17 protein-coding genes are annotated in these 16,570 nt (G+C 71.6%); all 17 read right to left on the reverse strand.

Annotation, left to right across the window (positions count from 1 at the left end; all coding sequences use genetic code 11):
- Window positions 1-8: 8 nt before the first annotated feature.
- Window positions 9-980, reverse strand: a complete 972-nt coding sequence (gene traF, locus BLW43_RS17325; RefSeq protein ID WP_093255390.1) for a conjugal transfer protein TraF — start codon at window positions 978-980, stop codon at window positions 9-11.
- Complete coding sequence (locus BLW43_RS23040; protein ID WP_139284120.1) at window positions 968-1,522, reverse strand: YcbK family protein; 555 nt, start codon at window positions 1,520-1,522, stop codon at window positions 968-970. Before BLW43_RS23040 ends, traF begins: the two co-directional genes overlap by 13 nt.
- Window positions 1,519-2,109, reverse strand: coding sequence for a hypothetical protein (locus tag BLW43_RS23045; protein ID WP_139284121.1), 591 nt, complete (start codon window positions 2,107-2,109; stop codon window positions 1,519-1,521). Before BLW43_RS23045 ends, BLW43_RS23040 begins: the two co-directional genes overlap by 4 nt.
- Window positions 2,106-4,847 carry a conjugal transfer protein TraN gene (traN, locus tag BLW43_RS17335; RefSeq protein ID WP_093255391.1) on the reverse strand — a complete coding sequence of 914 codons (2,742 nt, stop codon included), beginning with the start codon at window positions 4,845-4,847 and terminating at the stop codon, window positions 2,106-2,108. The genes BLW43_RS23045 and traN overlap by 4 nt, the downstream gene beginning before the upstream one ends.
- Window positions 4,844-5,854: a TraU family protein gene (locus BLW43_RS17340; RefSeq protein WP_093255392.1), complete on the reverse strand. Its 1,011-nt coding sequence runs from the start codon at window positions 5,852-5,854 to the stop codon at window positions 4,844-4,846. Before BLW43_RS17340 ends, traN begins: the two co-directional genes overlap by 4 nt.
- Entirely contained in the window at window positions 5,851-6,123 is a 273-nt protein-coding gene (locus tag BLW43_RS17345) for a hypothetical protein (protein WP_093255393.1), read from the reverse strand. The genes BLW43_RS17340 and BLW43_RS17345 overlap by 4 nt, the downstream gene beginning before the upstream one ends.
- A gap of 240 nt (window positions 6,124-6,363) precedes the next feature.
- Window positions 6,364-7,620 carry a TrbC family F-type conjugative pilus assembly protein gene (locus BLW43_RS17355; protein WP_093255396.1) on the reverse strand — a complete coding sequence of 419 codons (1,257 nt, stop codon included), beginning with the start codon at window positions 7,618-7,620 and terminating at the stop codon, window positions 6,364-6,366.
- Window positions 7,617-8,186, reverse strand: a complete 570-nt coding sequence (gene lepB / locus BLW43_RS23675) for a signal peptidase I (RefSeq protein WP_175478973.1) — start codon at window positions 8,184-8,186, stop codon at window positions 7,617-7,619. Before lepB ends, BLW43_RS17355 begins: the two co-directional genes overlap by 4 nt.
- Complete coding sequence (locus tag BLW43_RS23680) at window positions 8,183-8,734, reverse strand: hypothetical protein (RefSeq protein ID WP_175478974.1); 552 nt, start codon at window positions 8,732-8,734, stop codon at window positions 8,183-8,185. Before BLW43_RS23680 ends, lepB begins: the two co-directional genes overlap by 4 nt.
- Before the next feature lie 27 nt (window positions 8,735-8,761).
- Window positions 8,762-11,158 carry a type IV secretion system protein TraC gene (gene traC, locus BLW43_RS17365; protein ID WP_093255398.1) on the reverse strand — a complete coding sequence of 799 codons (2,397 nt, stop codon included), beginning with the start codon at window positions 11,156-11,158 and terminating at the stop codon, window positions 8,762-8,764.
- Window positions 11,155-11,940, reverse strand: coding sequence for a thioredoxin domain-containing protein (locus tag BLW43_RS17370; RefSeq protein ID WP_093255399.1), 786 nt, complete (start codon window positions 11,938-11,940; stop codon window positions 11,155-11,157). Before BLW43_RS17370 ends, traC begins: the two co-directional genes overlap by 4 nt.
- Before the next feature lie 15 nt (window positions 11,941-11,955).
- Window positions 11,956-12,282, reverse strand: a complete 327-nt coding sequence (locus tag BLW43_RS17375) for a hypothetical protein (RefSeq protein WP_093255401.1) — start codon at window positions 12,280-12,282, stop codon at window positions 11,956-11,958.
- 198 nt (window positions 12,283-12,480) lie between these two features.
- Entirely contained in the window at window positions 12,481-13,167 is a 687-nt protein-coding gene (locus BLW43_RS17380) for a TraV family lipoprotein (RefSeq protein WP_093255402.1), read from the reverse strand.
- Window positions 13,164-14,579, reverse strand: a complete 1,416-nt coding sequence (locus tag BLW43_RS17385) for a TraB/VirB10 family protein (protein ID WP_093255403.1) — start codon at window positions 14,577-14,579, stop codon at window positions 13,164-13,166. Before BLW43_RS17385 ends, BLW43_RS17380 begins: the two co-directional genes overlap by 4 nt.
- A 13-nt stretch (window positions 14,580-14,592) precedes the next feature.
- Window positions 14,593-15,543, reverse strand: a complete 951-nt coding sequence (locus BLW43_RS17390; RefSeq protein WP_093255404.1) for a TraK domain-containing protein — start codon at window positions 15,541-15,543, stop codon at window positions 14,593-14,595.
- Window positions 15,540-16,139, reverse strand: coding sequence for a TraE/TraK family type IV conjugative transfer system protein (locus BLW43_RS17395; RefSeq protein WP_093255405.1), 600 nt, complete (start codon window positions 16,137-16,139; stop codon window positions 15,540-15,542). Before BLW43_RS17395 ends, BLW43_RS17390 begins: the two co-directional genes overlap by 4 nt.
- Window positions 16,136-16,417: a type IV conjugative transfer system protein TraL gene (gene traL, locus BLW43_RS17400; RefSeq protein WP_175478975.1), complete on the reverse strand. Its 282-nt coding sequence runs from the start codon at window positions 16,415-16,417 to the stop codon at window positions 16,136-16,138. The genes BLW43_RS17395 and traL overlap by 4 nt, the downstream gene beginning before the upstream one ends.
- Window positions 16,418-16,570 lie beyond the last annotated feature (153 nt).

Below are 16,570 nucleotides of genomic sequence, written 5' to 3' on the forward strand. Positions count from 1 at the left end.
GCGGGCGCTCATGGTCTGGCCATCGCGGCGCGCAGATGCGCGACGAGCGCTGCGGGATCGTCGAGCAGGGCGGGATCGAGCTCTTCGGGGGCGACGGCGACGGTGGTGCGGCGCTGGGGCCGGGTGGCCTCCCACGCCTCTTCCGAGATCCATCCCTTGCGGCGCGCGATCAGCAGGAGGCGCGCCTGCAGGTCGGAGAACTCCATCATGCCCTGCGCGACCATCTCGATGTCGCCGGGCGGGCGCATGACGAAGATCGTCGGCGTCGTCTGGACGCCGAGCTGCGCGGCCTGGCCGCGATCGACGACGAAACTGTCGGCGAAAGCGCCGGAGGGCAGGCCGGCGCCGTCGAGCGAGACCGACATCACGTTGAGCCCGGTGGCGTACTCCAGCGCCTGCATCATCGGCGCCTGACGCTCGCAGTAGGGGCAGTCGGAGCGGAAGAACCACATCACGCCGATCTCTTGCGCGAGATGGCGCAGGAGCCCGGTGCGCGCGGCGAGCGCGGCGCGGTCGACCTCCTGGGCGGCGAAGTTGGAGAGCGGCCGCTCGAACTCGGTGTCGAGGAAAGGATCGCCGAGCGTCACCGCCTGGCTCAGCTCGGCGTACTGCGTTGCCTTGTCGACGGCGATGCGCTGCAGGTAGAGCACCGCGCGCACGTTGTCGGGCGAAGGATCGTCCATCGCGCGCTCGAGATACTCGGGGATCGCGGTCTTGAGCCAGGCCGAGGACAGCGGCTTCGGCCCGGCGGGCTCGGCCGGCGCAGCCGCCTGCGGCGGGGCGGGCGGCGCCGCTTCGGGCTCGGGCTCCGGCTCAGGCGCCGGGTCCTGATACCAGAACCAGCCGTCCTCGCGGCCGTCGTAGAAGCGAACGGACATCTCGGACGCCAGTGCGCCGCTGGCGATGACCGCAAGCAGGAGCGCCAGCGACAGCATGCGAGCCTGCGACGCGCCGAGGCGCCCGCGCGTCAAAAACCCCATCGCCGTCCCTCCCGTCCGACGTCGACATGAACGAACCGCCGGTAGCGCCCGACGCCGGCGGCGCCGGCGTTGTCGGCGAGGCGCGCCAGCTCGGCGACGTCGAGGTCGGGCGTCGCGAGATCGGCGGCGCGGCCGACGATGTGCTGGGAGTGGCGCGCGGCGCCCTCGATCGTGCGGTTGCGCCGCGGCGTGCGGTAGGCGCTGTTGACCACAAGGGGCGCCGGTGCGCCGGCCTCAAGGCTCGCGGCGGTCTGGATGAAGGCGAGCACGTCGAAGAGGCGGTAGTCGATCCAGACGGCGGCGTCGTGGTCGCGCCAGTCGCGAAACGTCCAGGACAGGCGTCGCACGCCGTCTTCGAGCAGCCGCCCGTCGTCGGTGCGAAACCGCACATGGGCCTCCTCGCCGATGCCGGCGAGCTTCAGCCACAGATGGGTCTGGGCGATGCCGCCCCATTGCGTGCGGTAGAGCGTCGGCGCGGCCAGCGCAGGGACGGCGGAGGTCAGCGCTGCGGCGAGACCGCCGAGAAAGGCGCGGCGTCTCATGGCAGGTCTCCCGGCATGAACGGCACAAGACGGCCGCGGGCGACGGGAGCGGCCGCGGCCTGATGGGGCTGGACCGGCGCGCCGGGATCGAAGGCCGGCGCCGCCGCCATCGCCGCTGCGTCCTCTTCGGCGCTGGCGGCGGCTTCGGCCTGCAGGGCGGCCAGCAGCGCCGCGATGCGCTCCTGGCGCGAGGCGAGCGTCTGCGCCGTCGCGGGCGCGGGCTCGCCCGGCGTCGGCGAGGTTCGCGCGGGGACGACGGGGGCGCGCGCCGCCTCCAGCGGCGCCTCGGAGGGCGCAGCGACGCGCAGAAGCGTCGGCGTGCGCGGCGCGACGTCGAGCAGAAGGGCGAGATCGCGCGACAGATGCAGGCGGCCGGGATCGGGGCGGACGACGAGGCCCGGCGGCAGATCGTCGACACGGGTCAGCGCGACGCCGGCCGGCACGACGGCGCCCTCGGCGCGGAACCAGACGCCGGGGTTGTCGGCGCCGTCCCACCACGCCACGACGTAGCGGGCGCTCCCGGCGGCGGCGGCGAGGGGCGTGAGCGCCGCAAACAGCGCGGCGAAGACTGCGGTTCTCGGCGTCATTCGAGCTCTCCCCTGATCTGTCTCTGGGCTGCATCCTCGATGTCGCCGACTGCGACGCCGCCGGTGCGCGACAGCGTTCGGTCGACGACGTCGAGACGGGGCATGTCGGCAGGCGCGGCGTCGGCGAGGGAGCGCCCTGCGCCGGTCATGGCGGCGATCGTCGCGTCGGCGCCGTCGGGCATGACGCCGGTGTCGAGCAGGATGTCCATCCACTCGCCGAGATCGAGCGTGGCGAAGTCGATCGCCTGCAGGTCGGCGACGCTCATGCCGCCGCATTGCGGGTTGCGGGCCGTGCCCCAGCCGGCGCCGGTCTGGAGACGGATCTGCTCCTGCATGATGCGCGAGAGCGGCGAGGCGAAGCAGCAGTAGCTGCGCCGGCGCTCAAGGCAGACGCCGAAGAAGCTGCTGGCGCAGTACTGGCCGTTGTAGCGGCAGGACTTGAGCTCGCGCTTGACGGCGGTCTCGAGCTCCTGATCCGAGCACGCCCAGACGATCGTGGCGATGAGCACCGCGACCTGATAGATCGCATAGGCGATCATGACGACGCTGAGCACGGAGGCCGCCGTCGCCAGCGCCGGAGCCAAAGCGACGTTGCCGGCGACGACGCCGCCCGTTGACGCAGGGACCACGCTGCCTGCGGTGCTGGTCGCAGACACGAAAAGCGCATTCGCGGCGGCGTCGCCGAAGGTGGTGGCGATCCACTGCGCGGTCTGGTTCATGAGCTGCTGCTTGAGCGTGCCGATGACGCCGTCGCGGACCAGATCGTCGATGAAGGCGAGTTCGCTGCCAGTGACCGAGTTCCAAGCCGACCCGAACCCCTCCAGCACCACGTCGTAGGCTGCGTCGAAGGGGCCCGTGACCACCTCCCACGCACCCGAGAGCGCGGTGTTGGGATCGAGCGCGCTCACGGCGCCTTCAAGCTCGCCCATGGCGAAGGCGAGCTGCAGGTACTGCGCCAGCGAGATGCCGCCGGGGCTTTCGCAGCAGTCGACGACCCCGAAGGCGGCGACCTTGCAGGTGCGCCGCTCGCCCTCGAAGACGGTGCATTCCAGCGGATCGACGGAAGCGTCGCTCTCGTCGCCGCAGGCGGTGTCCATGGAGGTGAACTGCAGCGCGGCGAGTTCGGCGGCGACTTCGTGAAAGCTCGTGTTCGTCTCATAGACAGGCGTAACGAGATCGCCTTCAAGACCGCGCACGACCGGCGGACAGCTGAGCGCTCCGGTAGCGGCCGCCGTGCGCACGGTGCGCGCGGTCTCGCAGTCGTAGACGTCCTCGTGCATACCGCCGGCGCCGCCGACCGGCCAGGTGGTGCGGTATGTGCAGGCCGGGTCGGCGACCAGAGGCGCGCAGGTCTCAGTGGGCGAGACGACGGGCGTGCAGGTCGCAAGATCGGCCTGGACGCGCATGGCGAGCCGCGAGACGACGGTCTCGCCGGGATCGAAGGGCGGCGGTCTGATCAGGTCGAAGGCGAGATCGCCGGGACAGATCTCGCCGCCGCCGAGGTTGAGGCACCGCGCCGAGGTCAGGGCGCCGCCGGCCACCGTCGTCAGCGCCGGCGAGCACCCTGACGCTTGCAGCGCAAGCACGCCGTCGACGGTGCTCGTCAACCGCCAGGCGTCGGCCTCGATGATCGTGATCGCAAGATCGAGATCGACGGCGCCAGACGGGCACACCGTCTCGGTCACCCATTCGCCGTCGTCGCCGCCGACGAACCGCGTCTGGGTCCAGCACGCGGCGCCGGTCAGGGTCGCGGAATAGGTCAGGCCGTTGGCGCAGTCGGGCCGGTCGCCCGGCCCCAGCGTGCGCGTGACGCCCGTCGCCTCGAAATACTCGCGCGCGACCGTGGCGACGCGATCGGCGTCAGGCCCGCAGAACGCGTCGAAATCCCATGCCGGCGCCGGCGCCACGCTCACGCGCGGCGTGACCGTGGTGACGTCTTCGCAGACCTCGCTGCCCACGCCGGTCTCGGATCCGCTCTCGCGATACTCGCAGACTTCCTCTGTGACGGAGGTCGACCAGAAAATCCGACGCTCGCCGGCGAGGAAATCGACCTCGACGCGGTCGACGCGCTGCGGCGTCGCGAAACTCAGCGCCTGCATGTCGACGCTCATGTCGAGATCGTGGAGCATCTCCACGACGCCGCTGGGCGCGGACACGCGCAGGCAGGTGCGCTCGGTGGTGACGCGGTTGACGATGTCGCGCGGCTTGAAGCTGTCGACGGGCGCGCACGCGGTGAACTCCGTCGCCAGCGCATCGAGCGATCCCACCAGCGCCTTCGTCTGATCGAGCACGGGGTCGTCGCGCAGATCGACGCCGGCGCGGTCGCGGCTGCCTGCGGCGGTGCGCCACGCGGCGCCCGGCGGCGTCGTCGCGCCCTCCAGCGCGCCGGCGGCCGCGACGCCGGCGGTGCGGGCGGCCTCGTCGTCGCCGTAGAAGGCGCGCGGATCGACCACGGTCGGACCGCCTGAGGCGGGAAACAGGTCGGCGAGATCGACCACCCGCGGGCTCGCCGCGTCGGGATAGAGCGAGACGGCCGTCCCGTCGGTGTTGAGCCGGGCGAGCGTGGCGGGATCGACGATCAGGGTGTTGGCGAAACCCTGGCCCTCGGCGGCGCGGTCCTGCATCGGATCGGCGAAGGCGGGCGCGGTCAGAACGGCGAGATGCGCCGCGGCGGCGACCACAGTGACGCCGCAGCGCGCTGCGCGCGCAAGAGCGGGTATGGCGGCGGCGCGCGTCATCGGCTCGCCGTGCAGCAGTCGTTCCAGCGCCAGACGACATAGACGGTGTCGTCCTGGCCGGGAACATTGCGCCACTCGCCCCACTGGAGCGAGCTTTCTCCGATGGCGTGCTTGCCGTTCGCCTCGGGCAGCGGATGCCACATCGACATCTGGTACTGGCTCTTGGGGATGAACGGATCGAGCTTGGCCGCGCACATCGTGTCGGAGCCCATGGTGCGCCAGGAGAGGCCCCGGCGGTGGGCGACGGCGAGCGCGCGCGTCGCCATGATCGAGGTGGCGACCGGGCGGCTCGCCGGCGACAGCACGACGCCGTCGAGCGCGTAGAGCGACCCCCAGGAGCCGGCGCACCAGAAGAGCGCGTCGATGGGCTCGCCGGCGTTGGCCGCGATCGCGTCGCCGACGCAGAGCAGCGCGACCTCCGGCTGGGCCACGAGCGCCACCTCGGGCGTGGTCCAGTAGGCGAGCTCCGAGCGCGTCCAGGTGGGATCGAGCTCGGAGATGTACATGAGGTCGAGGTCGAGATAGCCGTCCTGGACGCAGCGGTCGACGGTGAGCAGCTGCAGCATCACCATCACCGGGAACGACCACATGTGGTAATGCTGGAAGGCGGCGTCGCCGACGGTGTTGAGCGGCGTGCCGAGCGTGCCGTAGTTGGTGATCCCGGCGTTCGGCAGCTTGAGGCCGCCGAGCGCGGGCGAGCAGCCCGGCGCGTTGACGAGCTCGATGACGCGGGCGGGCTCCCAGTAGGAGATGGCGACGCCGACATGGGGCACGCCGAGCGTGTCCTGGCAGAGGCAGATCGGCTGGTCGTTGGCGCGCGAGGGCGTCTCGCCGGCCGATCCGCCGACGCCGGCGATGCGGATGGGAAACACGCAGTCCCAGCAGAAATCGGTGAAGAGCGCCGGGCCGAAGACCGGCGCGCTGTCGCAGTCGACCGTCTCAGCCTGCGCCGCGCCGCCGGCGAGCACCGCCGCGAGACCGGCGGCGACGAGCGCACGGGCGATCATGGCCGATCCTCCAGGGGCGCGGCGGACGGAGCCGCGGGGTCGGCGGCGGCGCCGTCGCGGTCGCGGTCGCGGCCGAGACGGCCGAGGGTGGCGGCGACGGCCGAGGACATGCCGTCGTCGCGATCGCTCCGGCCGACGAAGACCCAGACATGCAGCGGCGAAGCCCTGCGGCCGCGCGCCCATGCGAGCGCCGTCGCGGCGGCTCCGACCGCCAGCGCGACGGCGACCGCGACCGCGGCGTAGCCGGCGATCTCAAGAAGACGCGTCATGAGCACATCCCGGTATGGCGAAGGGAGGAAACCTGACGGCGAGCGGCGCGTGGGAGCAGGCGTCGTAAGGCTCGAAGAAGGCGCCCAGAAGGGGCGCCAGGATGGGCGCCATCGCAGCGAGAAGACCGAGAGCCGTGACCGACAACAGGGTGAGCAAGACAAGAAACAGGCTCGCGCGCGCCACCAGCAGGATGGCGGGGTCGAAACAGCGGCCGAGGGCCGTGAGACGAGCGCGCCACATCAGCCCCGAGCCTCGCCCAGGGGCCGCGGGATCTCGCGGACCTCGAACCAGCCCGAGCCGCGCGGCCCGCCGGTGACGACGGAGACGGTGCGCTCGAGGGCGAAGCGCGACCGGATGTCGGGCTTCAGCAGATAGACTGGCTCATTGAGACGCGCCGCCAGCCGCTCGAAGGTCTTCCAGCCCTCCAGCGGATCAATCTGGCTGGCGATCAGCACGGGCCGCGCGATGTCGGGCAGGAGATCGGCCACGATGTCGACCTCGCGCGCGTCGCGGGGGTCGAACACCACCAGCGTCAGCGTCAGCGGCATCAGTTCGGTGGGATCGAGCAGATCGCCGGCCCGCGCGACGACGCGGCCGTCGGGCAGCACGAAGTCGTTCGCCAGCCGCACGCGCGCGTCGATGCGGCGGGTGCGCGCCTCGCGGGCGGGCGCGAGCCGCTCCATCCTGGCGCGCTCGAAATACGTGTCGGCCGCAGTCTGCATGCGGCCGGTCCAGTCGACGGCGAGCGCGCGCTCGCGCATCGCCGTCGCCATGTCGATCTCGGAAACCTCGACGAGGCTCCCAAGCACCTCGCCGCCGTCGCGGCCGTCCATGGCGTCGGGGTCAGCGACGCCCCAGACCAGTTTCCCGGTGGCGCGGTCGAGGATCGCGGGGACGCGGTCGACGCCGTGATCGCGAAACGGCCGGGGATCGATCGTCGCCGGAGCCGCAGTGCGACCGCGCAGACGGCGCTCGGCGAAAGCGTCGATGCTCTCGCCAGGGCGCAGGCCGCGAAACGCCACCTCCATGTCGCCGCGCGCGGCGGCGAGCGCGTCGATGGCGGCCAGCGCGCCCGATCCCAGCGCTTCGCTGGCGAAGACGAGATAGCGCAGCGGCGTTTTTCGGTCGGGCGCGGCGGGATCGGCCGCGGCGACCGCCGCCGGCGCACCGACCGCGTCGGCGGGACGTTCCGGCATCCCGGCGTCGGCCTCGATGAGCCGCCGCAGCCGGGCCAGCGCGTCGGCGCCGGGACGCTGCGCTTGCGGCAGCAGCGCCTCCAGCGCCAGGCCGTCGAAGGCGCCGCCTCCGGCCTGACTGCGCGCGGCGACGTCGGCGGCGACGGCGGCGGGATCGAGGCCGCGACGGCCGTTCGGCTCGTCGGCCCAGAGCGCGGTCGCGATCAGCGCGGCGGCGGCGGCGTAGAAGACCGGGCTCTGGCTGACGGCGGCGACGCCGCAGATCAGCGCGTCGCGCAGCGCGCGGCCCCGCGAGATCACAGCAGCCTCCGCGCGCGGCCGAGGATCGAGGCGAAAGGCGTCAGGCCGTAGTAGCGGCCGTCGTAGCTGTCCTCGGTCTCGCCCATGGGAAACAGGAAGCCTTCGGGCACGGTGAACGATCGAACGAAGAACCCGACGTCGGCCTGCAGGAACGCGGCGAGGGCGAGGCCTTCGCCGACGACGACGCCGTTGACGCGGGTGTCGCGGACCGTGACCTCGACGCGGTCGCCGGGCAGGCCGGCGGCGCGCTTGATGAACTTCAGCCGCTCCGGTTCGGGAAAGAGCGCCGCCGCATGCGCCGGCGGGCGGAAGGCGACGATGTCGCCGCGCTGAAGCTCCGGGCCCGCCGCGCGCTTGTCGAGCAGGAACAGCACCCCCTCGGCGAGCGAACGGTTGGACTGCGGGTCGAAGGCGAGCTGCCAGTTGGCCGCGACGGCGTCGACGGCCATCGAGCCGTAGCCACCCAGCCCGATGAGCAGCGCCACGACATGACGCCGTCGGCGAACGCCCGCCCGCGCATAGCGGCCGAACAGGCGCAATCGCCGCATCATCGAGGCCGCGTTCACCGGACCGCTCCCGGCGCGGTGAAGGCGCGCAGCATGGCGGCGGCCTCGGCGTCCGTCATCGCGCCGCGCGGCGAAGGCGCGTCCTGCGCCGGCGTCGGCGCTGGCGACGCACTCTGAGAAACGAGGCCCGGCGCGACTGGCGCGCGCGGGGCGAGATAGACCGGGGCGGCGGTCAGCAGGAGACGGTCCGGCGCCGTCTCCACCGCGGCGCGGTTGATGACGAGGAAACCCTGTTCCTTGAGCGCCGCGGCGCGGCCCTTCACGGCGGCGAAGGCGGGCTGGATGTCGGCGGGCGCGGCGCCGGCGGCGAGCGCCTCCTGGATCGAGGCGTAGTCGATGACGGCGACCGGAGGGCGCGACTGGAGCGCCGCCTCCAGATCGGCGATGCGGTCGACGACGCCGAGTTTGAGATACGCGGCGCCGGCGACGCCGAGCACGGCGACGGCGGCGACGACGACCCAGTCGATGCGCGCGGACGCGGGAGGCGGTCCGGCGGGCGCCGCGTCGGCGCCAGGCAGGCGGGCGATGGTGGATCTGAGCGCGGTCATGGAGCCTGGTCCTTCTTGCGAATGCGGTCATTCAGCCGCCATGGCCGTGCGCGCGCGCTCGGCGAGGACCGCGTCGACGGCCTGGTCGAGCGTGAGGCCTGCGGCGCGATGGCGGCGGATGGCGGAGACGTCGGGGGCGTGGCTGGAGAACAGGAGCCGCATGGCGGGATCGACGACGATGCGGCCGATCCCGGTCCCGCGGTCGGTCTGGAAGAAAGCCTCCGAGAACGCGTCGCGCACCGAGCGGACGGTCTTCAGCTGCTCGATGTGGCCGGGGTCGAGCAGGAGCTGGCCTTTCGTCACCAACCGCTCGATGACATCGGCGCGCTGGCCGAGCAGGATCTTTGTGGCTGAGTTCTCGGCGATGGCGAGGCCGACGTCGGAGCCGTAGAGATCGCCGAGCGACTGGGTGGCGATGACCATCGCGCCCCATTCCTTGCGGAAGCGCCGGTAGCCGCTCTCGATGAACTTGGCGATCTCGCCCTCGCGCAGGAGCTCCCACGCCTCGTCGATGAACATCAGCGTGCGGCGCTGGCGCGACAGCTCCGCCATGGCCTGCTGGATCTGGTAGACGAGCTGCTGCAGCACCACGGCCTGCAGATGCGGCTGGTTCTTCAGCCCGCCGAGCTCGAGCACGGTGTAGCTGGCGGAGAAGCTGATGGTGTTGTCGCCGGCGAAGTAGTGCCCGTACTGGCCCTCGGAGGTGAAGGCGTAGAGCCTGCGGCCGAGATCGACGTCGCGGCTGTCTTTCGAGGACTTCAGGCGCTTCGCGATCAGGTCGACCGTCATGTCGAGGCCGTACTCGGCCCAGACCGCCTTCATGCACTCCTCGAGGGTGGCGTTCTGCAGATCGTCGAGCGGCTGGGTGGGGGCGGCCATGGAGGCGACCAGCCGCTGCAGGAGCGCGTTCTCGCGGGCGTAATCGCGCACCAGCCGAAACGGGTTCAGCGACATCGGCCGTTCGCCGAAGTCGATGTACTCGCCGCCGAGCGTCTCGCAGAGGTTGGCGTAGGAGCCGCCGTTGTCGATGGTCCAGACCATGGCTCCCTGCGCGAGGTAGCTCGTGGTCATGAGCTGCATGAGAAAGCTCTTGCCGGCGCCGGACTCCGCGGCGATCACGCCGTTGAAGTTCGTGGAGCCGTCGAAGAGATCGAAGCTCATGACCTGTCCGTCGCGCGCCGCGAGATGCAGCGACGGGCTGCCGGTGCCGCGCCAGGCGCCGAAGAGCGGCGCGAAGCAGGCGACCTCCTGCGTCGTCATGGTGTGGTAGCGGCCGAGATCGGCGTCGCAGCGGCGGTCGGCGCCGAGCGGCAGGCTGTTGATGAGCAGCGGCCGGCAGATGTAGCGGTCGCGCAGCAGGATGGTGTTGTACTCGCCCCAGTAGCCGATGGCGTCGGTGACGGCGCGGTCGAGCTCGTCGCGATCGCGGCCGTAGACGCCGAGCGTCACCGAGAAGCGCACCGGGCGGCGACCGTCCTCCATGGCGCGGCTGATGGTCTCGAAATCGCGGTAGCGGCCCTCCAGCGCCGGCATCCAGCGGCGGAACTGCGTGCCGACGAGATTGACGGTCCAGGCGCGCTTCTTGCCGAGGCGCGACTTCATCGACTCCGCCGAGGGGTAGTGGATGTTGACGTTGACGAAGAACGGTCCGCGCAGCCCGCGCCTGCCCTGCATCAGATCGCCGACAAGCGCGGAAGACATGCCGAACCAGGCGCTCTCGCCGAAACTGCGCGGCGACAGGAAGGCGAGATGGCCGCCGCCCTCCAGATCGACCGCGCCGCTCTCGAAGCGCAGCCGCGAGCCGAGATCGAGCAGCTGGCGATTGAGCGGCGTCTCCTCGTCGACATGGACCTCGCCGAAACGCCGCCACGAGGCGTGCTCGCCGCGGTTGAGAAGCTCCGAGCAGGTCGTGATCCAGCTCTTGGCGGTCATCGGCTGCGGCGCGACGTCGAGCGCGTTCAGCGCGCGCTCCATGCGCCGCGCCGTCTGGCGGGCGCGGTCGATCTCCGCGTCGGTCGGCGTCGCGCCGTCCATCGGCGTCTTCAGCGAGATCGCGACGCGGAAATCGCGCAGCCAGACGCCGGCGAACTCGTCGAACGGTCCTCCCGCGTGGTCGTAGAGCCAGGAGACCGCGCCGCGCATCATCGCCGCCGGCGCGTTGCCCGCGTCGGCGCAGAAATGCGTCATCGCCCGCTTGCGCGCCTCCACGAGGTTGGGCGAGGCGTAGAGCAGGATCTGCATCATGGTCCCGGGCGGGAACTCATCCTCCAGCAGCGTGCGGACGTGCTGCTCGGAGCGGTCGCCGGCGCCGGGGCGCGGCAGGCAGTGAAACCCGAAACCGATGGTCTGGTCATGGCCGACGAAGACGCGCTCATCCAGCGCGTAGGCGATCACCGGCGACAGGACCGAAGCTGGCAGCGTCATCGTCCCGCCTCCAGCCAGGCGGCGAGATCGTCGGGCTCGCCTTCGATGAAGCGCCCCGACGGTGCGTGGATCATGAAAGGCACGCCCTGCAGACCGATGAGCTGGGCGGTGGCGATGCGGCGCAGGATGGCCTCGCCGTCGCAGTCCGGCCGCACCGCGAGCTTCGCTGCGGGCGCGCCGTCGCGCACCACGGCGCGGGCGGCGTCCGCGTCCTGCGCGCAATGGACCGTCTTGACGATGCGCCCGGACGCCTCGCCGAGGATCGGGATCTGCAGGACGACGATGCGGTAGCGGTCCTCGAAGCTGCGCAACCTGTGGATCAGCGCCTCGCAGGTCGGACAGCGCGGATCGGAGAAGACGATGACGTCCTCGGCGCCGTCGCCGAAAGACACCGGGGCGAGGTCGTTCCAGATCGGCCCCAGTCCAGTGAGCCGGATGCTGCGCGTGGAGGCGCGCATCGCCTCGAAATCGCTGAGCCGCTCGCCTCCCCAGAGATCGTAGGCCTCGCCCTTGACCACCCAGCGGCCGTTGCCGGAGACGAAGTAGAGCGCGTCGGAGCCCGCCACGCGGGCGGCGCGCCAGGGGCCGCCGGGCACGACGGCCATCTCCTCGACGCCGCCGAGAAGCGGCGACGCCGCCAGGCCCCCGGCAGTCGCCGGCGGCGCGGCGAGCCCGAGGCTGACAAGCGACGCCGCAAGCGTCGCGACAAGAAGCGCCGCGGGCGCAGGGCCGACCCAGTTGCGCGCTGCGACGGTTGTGTTTTGCTGCGCCCGCGGCGTCATGATCCTGCCCTCCCGTCAGCCGGCGAGCGGCAGCGTCGCGCCGAAGAAGGCGTCGACGATGGCGCCGATGTTGGCGAGCATGAGCGCGACGACGAAGGCGAGCCCGGCGAGGCCGAGGCCGCCGCGCACCACCTGGAACATCGTCACCGCGAACAGGACGATCACGCCGATCTTGCCGGGCACGCCGGTCAGCAGGGCGACGATGCCGGCGTAGACCGGCGTGAACTGCGCGCCGCCGAGCGTGGTCGCCGACAAGAGCGCCGGGATGGCGACGGCGAAGAAGGCGCCGAGCGCAATCATCCACGCCATCCGTGGATCGACGCGGAACTTCATCAGGGTCATTGCAGTACTCCTCATTGCTTGTGGTTGCTTCGATAGCCCATGTATCGGGCCGCCTCAGGCTATCATGTATTTCCGCTTTTGTCACTTATTTTGTTTGTCAGCGGCATTTTTTTCTTGCGCGTACTCGACGGTCTCAAGACAAACCTCTCCCGTCCGCCCAAAAGGGCGGTTGCGCGGAGCCGGCGGCTCTCGCGTCGTCTAGGAGCGGACTTCGATCGTCCTCGGCCGACCCGGCTGCGGGCCGCCCGCGGGCGGAACGGGACGCGCCGGCTGGGCGGCCGGCAGCGTCAGGGGAGCGCCGGCCGTCGGCGCATCCCCGTCGCGCGCCTGGATCATCTCAGGCGTCATCAGCAGATTGGAGGCCTCCGCGACCGGCGGCGGCGCGCCAAGGCTCCAGCTGCGCGGCGAGACCTCGGCGTAGATGTGGCCGGGCATGCGCAGATCGCCGTGCTGGTCCTGCCAGGGCGCGATCCAGATCCGCACCACCCGCGCGTCGCGGCGCGTCGGCCCCGCGACGGAGGCCAGCGCGAAGGCGCGCGGATCGGCGACCGGCGCAGGGGCCGGCGCAGGGATCGCGGCGGCGAGGACGCCCTCGCGCGGCGCCGTCGGCGCGGCCGAGGCTGCCGGCGCGCCGGCCGGCGAGACCGCGACAGGGGCGCCGCCGGCGCCGGGGCTGACGGGCGCCGCCAGATCGTCCTGATGGACATGGTCGCGCGTGTCGGTCAGCGCGTAGATGCCGCGCGTCGACTGGCACACCACGCCGTCGGGGCGGCCGGCGCAGGAGTATTCGGTCTCGCCGGGCACGGCGACGCCGGAGGAGCAGCCGGCGAGCGCTGCGCAGCCGAGCGCCAGCGCGCCGAGCGCGGAGAGGGGTTGCAGGCTCATCGCACGCCTCCAAGATCGAGCCGGAACTCCAGCCCTTCGGTGAGCACAATGTCGACCGAGCGCCCGACATCGATCTCGATGACGGGAAACAGCGCGTCGGCCTGTTCGAGATACCAGTCGGCGATGCGGTCGAAGGCGGAGCCGAAGCCCACGCCGAAGCCGCTGATCGCGGCGCCGCCGGCGGACTCGGCCTGACCGACCGAGACCTGCACGCCGTCGTTGAAGGCCTGCGCCACGCCGTCGAGCACGCCGACGAGGATGGCGCGGGCGATGAAGGCGCCCTGGCGCGTCACCACGCGGCCGCGCGTGCCGGCCTTGCCGTCCTCGCCGACGCCATAGGCCTTGAGCGGCCGCTGCATGACGGTGCCGTCCATGAGGATGCAGGAGATCTGCTCGCCGCGCATCGAGGCGCGCTCGGAGCTGAGATCGCCGAAGGCCGAGAGCAGCGCGAAGCACTCGCGCACGTCGGCGCCGAAACGGTTGGGCAGGATCGCCTCGTGCTTGAGCCGCAGGAGCACCGGCACCGGATTGGCCTTGGCCGCCGAGCCGCCCGGCGCGTCGAGGCCGGTCAGCAGCACGCCCGACAGGATCGAGCCGGTCGGCAGGAAGACTTCCGCCCCGCCGACGGCGCTGCGGCGCGGACCTGACGCCGTCGCCGCCGCGACCAGCCGCACGCCGACGTCGGGCGTCGCCTCGAGCCCGGCGGCGGAGACGGACGCGGGCGTCGCGACGCGCGACCCGCCGGAGCCGCCCGAACGCTCGAAGGCGGCCTGCAGCTCCTCGGCGCTCAGCACCTGCGGCGGCACGGGCTCGCTGCGGGCGAAGGCGTTGGGGCGGGGTTTTCGCTCGACCGGGGCCGCTTCCGGGCTGGGCGCGGGGGCGGACGGCGCGGCCTCGTCGTCGCCGGCGCCCTTCAGCGCGTCGACCGCCGCGGCGCCGTCGCCCGACGGCAACGACAGGACCGACGGGCCGGCTTCAGCGGCGGGCGTCTCGCGCGGCGTCGGCGCAGTCCCTTCGGGAACCGCGATCCCGAGCGCGGCCATCTCCGCGCGCAGGCTGCCCAGTTCGATCTCGGCGGCGCGCCGGCGCGCGGCGTCGGCGCTCAGCATCTCCGCCTGCAGGGTCGCCGAGAGGTGCTGAAGCTCGCGCCGCCGCGCGTCGCGCTCGGCGACATTGGAGGCCTCCAGCGCGGCGAGCCGGCGCAGCATCGCCTGCATGGTCGCCGACACCGCCTCCAGCGACTCCGAATAGGTGTCGCCCGGCATGATCAGCGCGTCGATCGCCGGCGTCTCCACGACCCGCACGCCATCCGCGTCCTCCAGCGTCATGAACCACGCCACAGCGAGAACGCCGCCGACGACGCCGACCCAGACCAGCCGTCGACGGCTGCGCGGGGTTATCTGCACGGCCATGGCGAGATCTCCCCTACTCGACGCCGACGAGGCTGGCGCGCATGCGCATCGGCCTCTCGTTCACCGGCGCCCGGCGGCGCACGACCAGGACCTCGGCGCGCTGGCCGGGACCGAGATCGGCGCTCGGCCAGAGCGCCACGGCCGCGACGTCGGGACCGGCGCACCAGGTCTCGTCGAAGGTTTTTCGCGCGCCGCTGTCGTTGGCGGCGACGCCGACGAAGACCTCGAAGGCCGGGCCGATGAAGCGCTGTCCCGCCCCGAAAGCCGTCGACATGGCGCCGACGTTGCGGCAGCGCGGATGGGCCCCGGTCTGGCCCGCCGCCGCATAACCCTGCGGCACCATGCCGACGACGAACGCCTTCACGAGCGCGGCGAGGCTGTCCTCGTAGGGCCCGCTCTCGAAGCTCGGCGCGGAGATCGCCGGCGTCGCCTCGACGTAAGGCGCCCTGTCGGCGCCCGCGCCGGCCCCGCCGGGACCATAGGCGATCGGGATCGGCAGGGCGCCGTCGGCCGAGCCGAGGCGCAGCCGGATCTGCGCCGGCGGGATCGCGGCGGGGATCAGCATCAGGCTGAAGGCGAGGCGTTCGTCGCCTTTCGGCGTCACGAACATCGAGATCGGACGGTCAGAGCCCGGCGAGACGTAGAAGACGTGGCCCCGCTGCTCGAACTCCTCGGAACTCTCCGTCCAGATGTCGAACTCGGGAAACGGCGTCTCGACGCGGTTGATGTGACCCTGCGCGACGCGCAGCGCGACCTCCTCGCCGGGCGCGACCCACACGTCGTTCGGCCCGACGGACACCTTCGCGACGACGGCGTCGGAGGCCGACGCGGACGCGTCGCCGGCCCCGGCGCGAAGCGCCGCCTCGGCGCCGTCGACCATGCCGTCGGCGCGCGCGGCGCCCATGAGAGCGCCGGCCGCCAGCGCGGCGAGGACGGCGGCGCAGAAGGTCGTTCGCGGCGTCATTGCGCGGGCTCCTGCATGCGGGCCAGGACGTCCGCGGTGCGCGGGTCGCCGGCGTAGGTGGTCAGGAAGGTGAGGCGCGGCGCGTAGTTGCTGACCGCGATGGTCATCTCGAAGGTGCGCGCGGTGCGGACCTCGCCGCCCAAGGGCGTGCGCACCGTGCTGATCCCGTGGACGAACACCCGGTCGCGGTCCTCCTCGACCAGCACGCGGTGCGGCAGGAAGCTGATCGAGAGCTGGTCGCGGCGCACCTTGTCGAGTTCGGCCTCCAGCCGGTCGGTGACCTCGCGGTAGATGCTGGCGTCGACCAGCCGCTCCACGGTCTCGCGCATGAAGGCGAGGTTGGCCGGCGTGATGTCGCCGAGCGTCTCGGCGACGAAGACCGCCCAGGCGCGCTTGTAGTCGATGTCGGCCGAGGACCGCCCGATCGCCATCTCGCGATCGAGCACCGGCGGCGCCACCACCACGATCTGTTCGCGGCGCACCAGCGAGATCCCCATCGTCGCCAGCGCCACGGTCATCACGACCAGCACGCCGAAGAGCACGATCAGCACGCGGTGCTGCGCCTCGTAGGTGAGGCTGAAAGCGCTGAGCTTCATGCCTCGACCTCGCGCTCGAAGGCGTTGATGAAGCTGTGGCCGCGGTCGGGGTAGAGCCCGTTCCAGTAGGCCAGATGCACCACGTACATCTCTGGCATGCCGAGCCGCAGCCGCATGTAGACGAATGAAAACAGGACGCCGCCGAAAAACAGCGGCAGCATGTAGCCGATGATGCCGCCGATCATCACACCCAGTATCGGCAGCAACGCTTCGTCAAGCCGCCAGAATAGTATCTGGATAGGCTCGTCTACGGTTCTCGGCAGCATGTATTGGGACATGGCGACCTCCTGCATTCAAGGGTACGCAGAACGATCGATTTCGCACGTGTAAACATTTTGGTGCGACAAAATGGTAATTAGAACTTAGTGTTTACAGCCAACATATTGTTTTCATGGCGCGAATTGAATCTGCTTAATTTTCACGCATTATGG

It is taken from the genome of Rubrimonas cliftonensis, from assembly GCF_900107585.1.
Lineage (GTDB): Bacteria > Pseudomonadota > Alphaproteobacteria > Rhodobacterales > Rhodobacteraceae > Rubrimonas > Rubrimonas cliftonensis.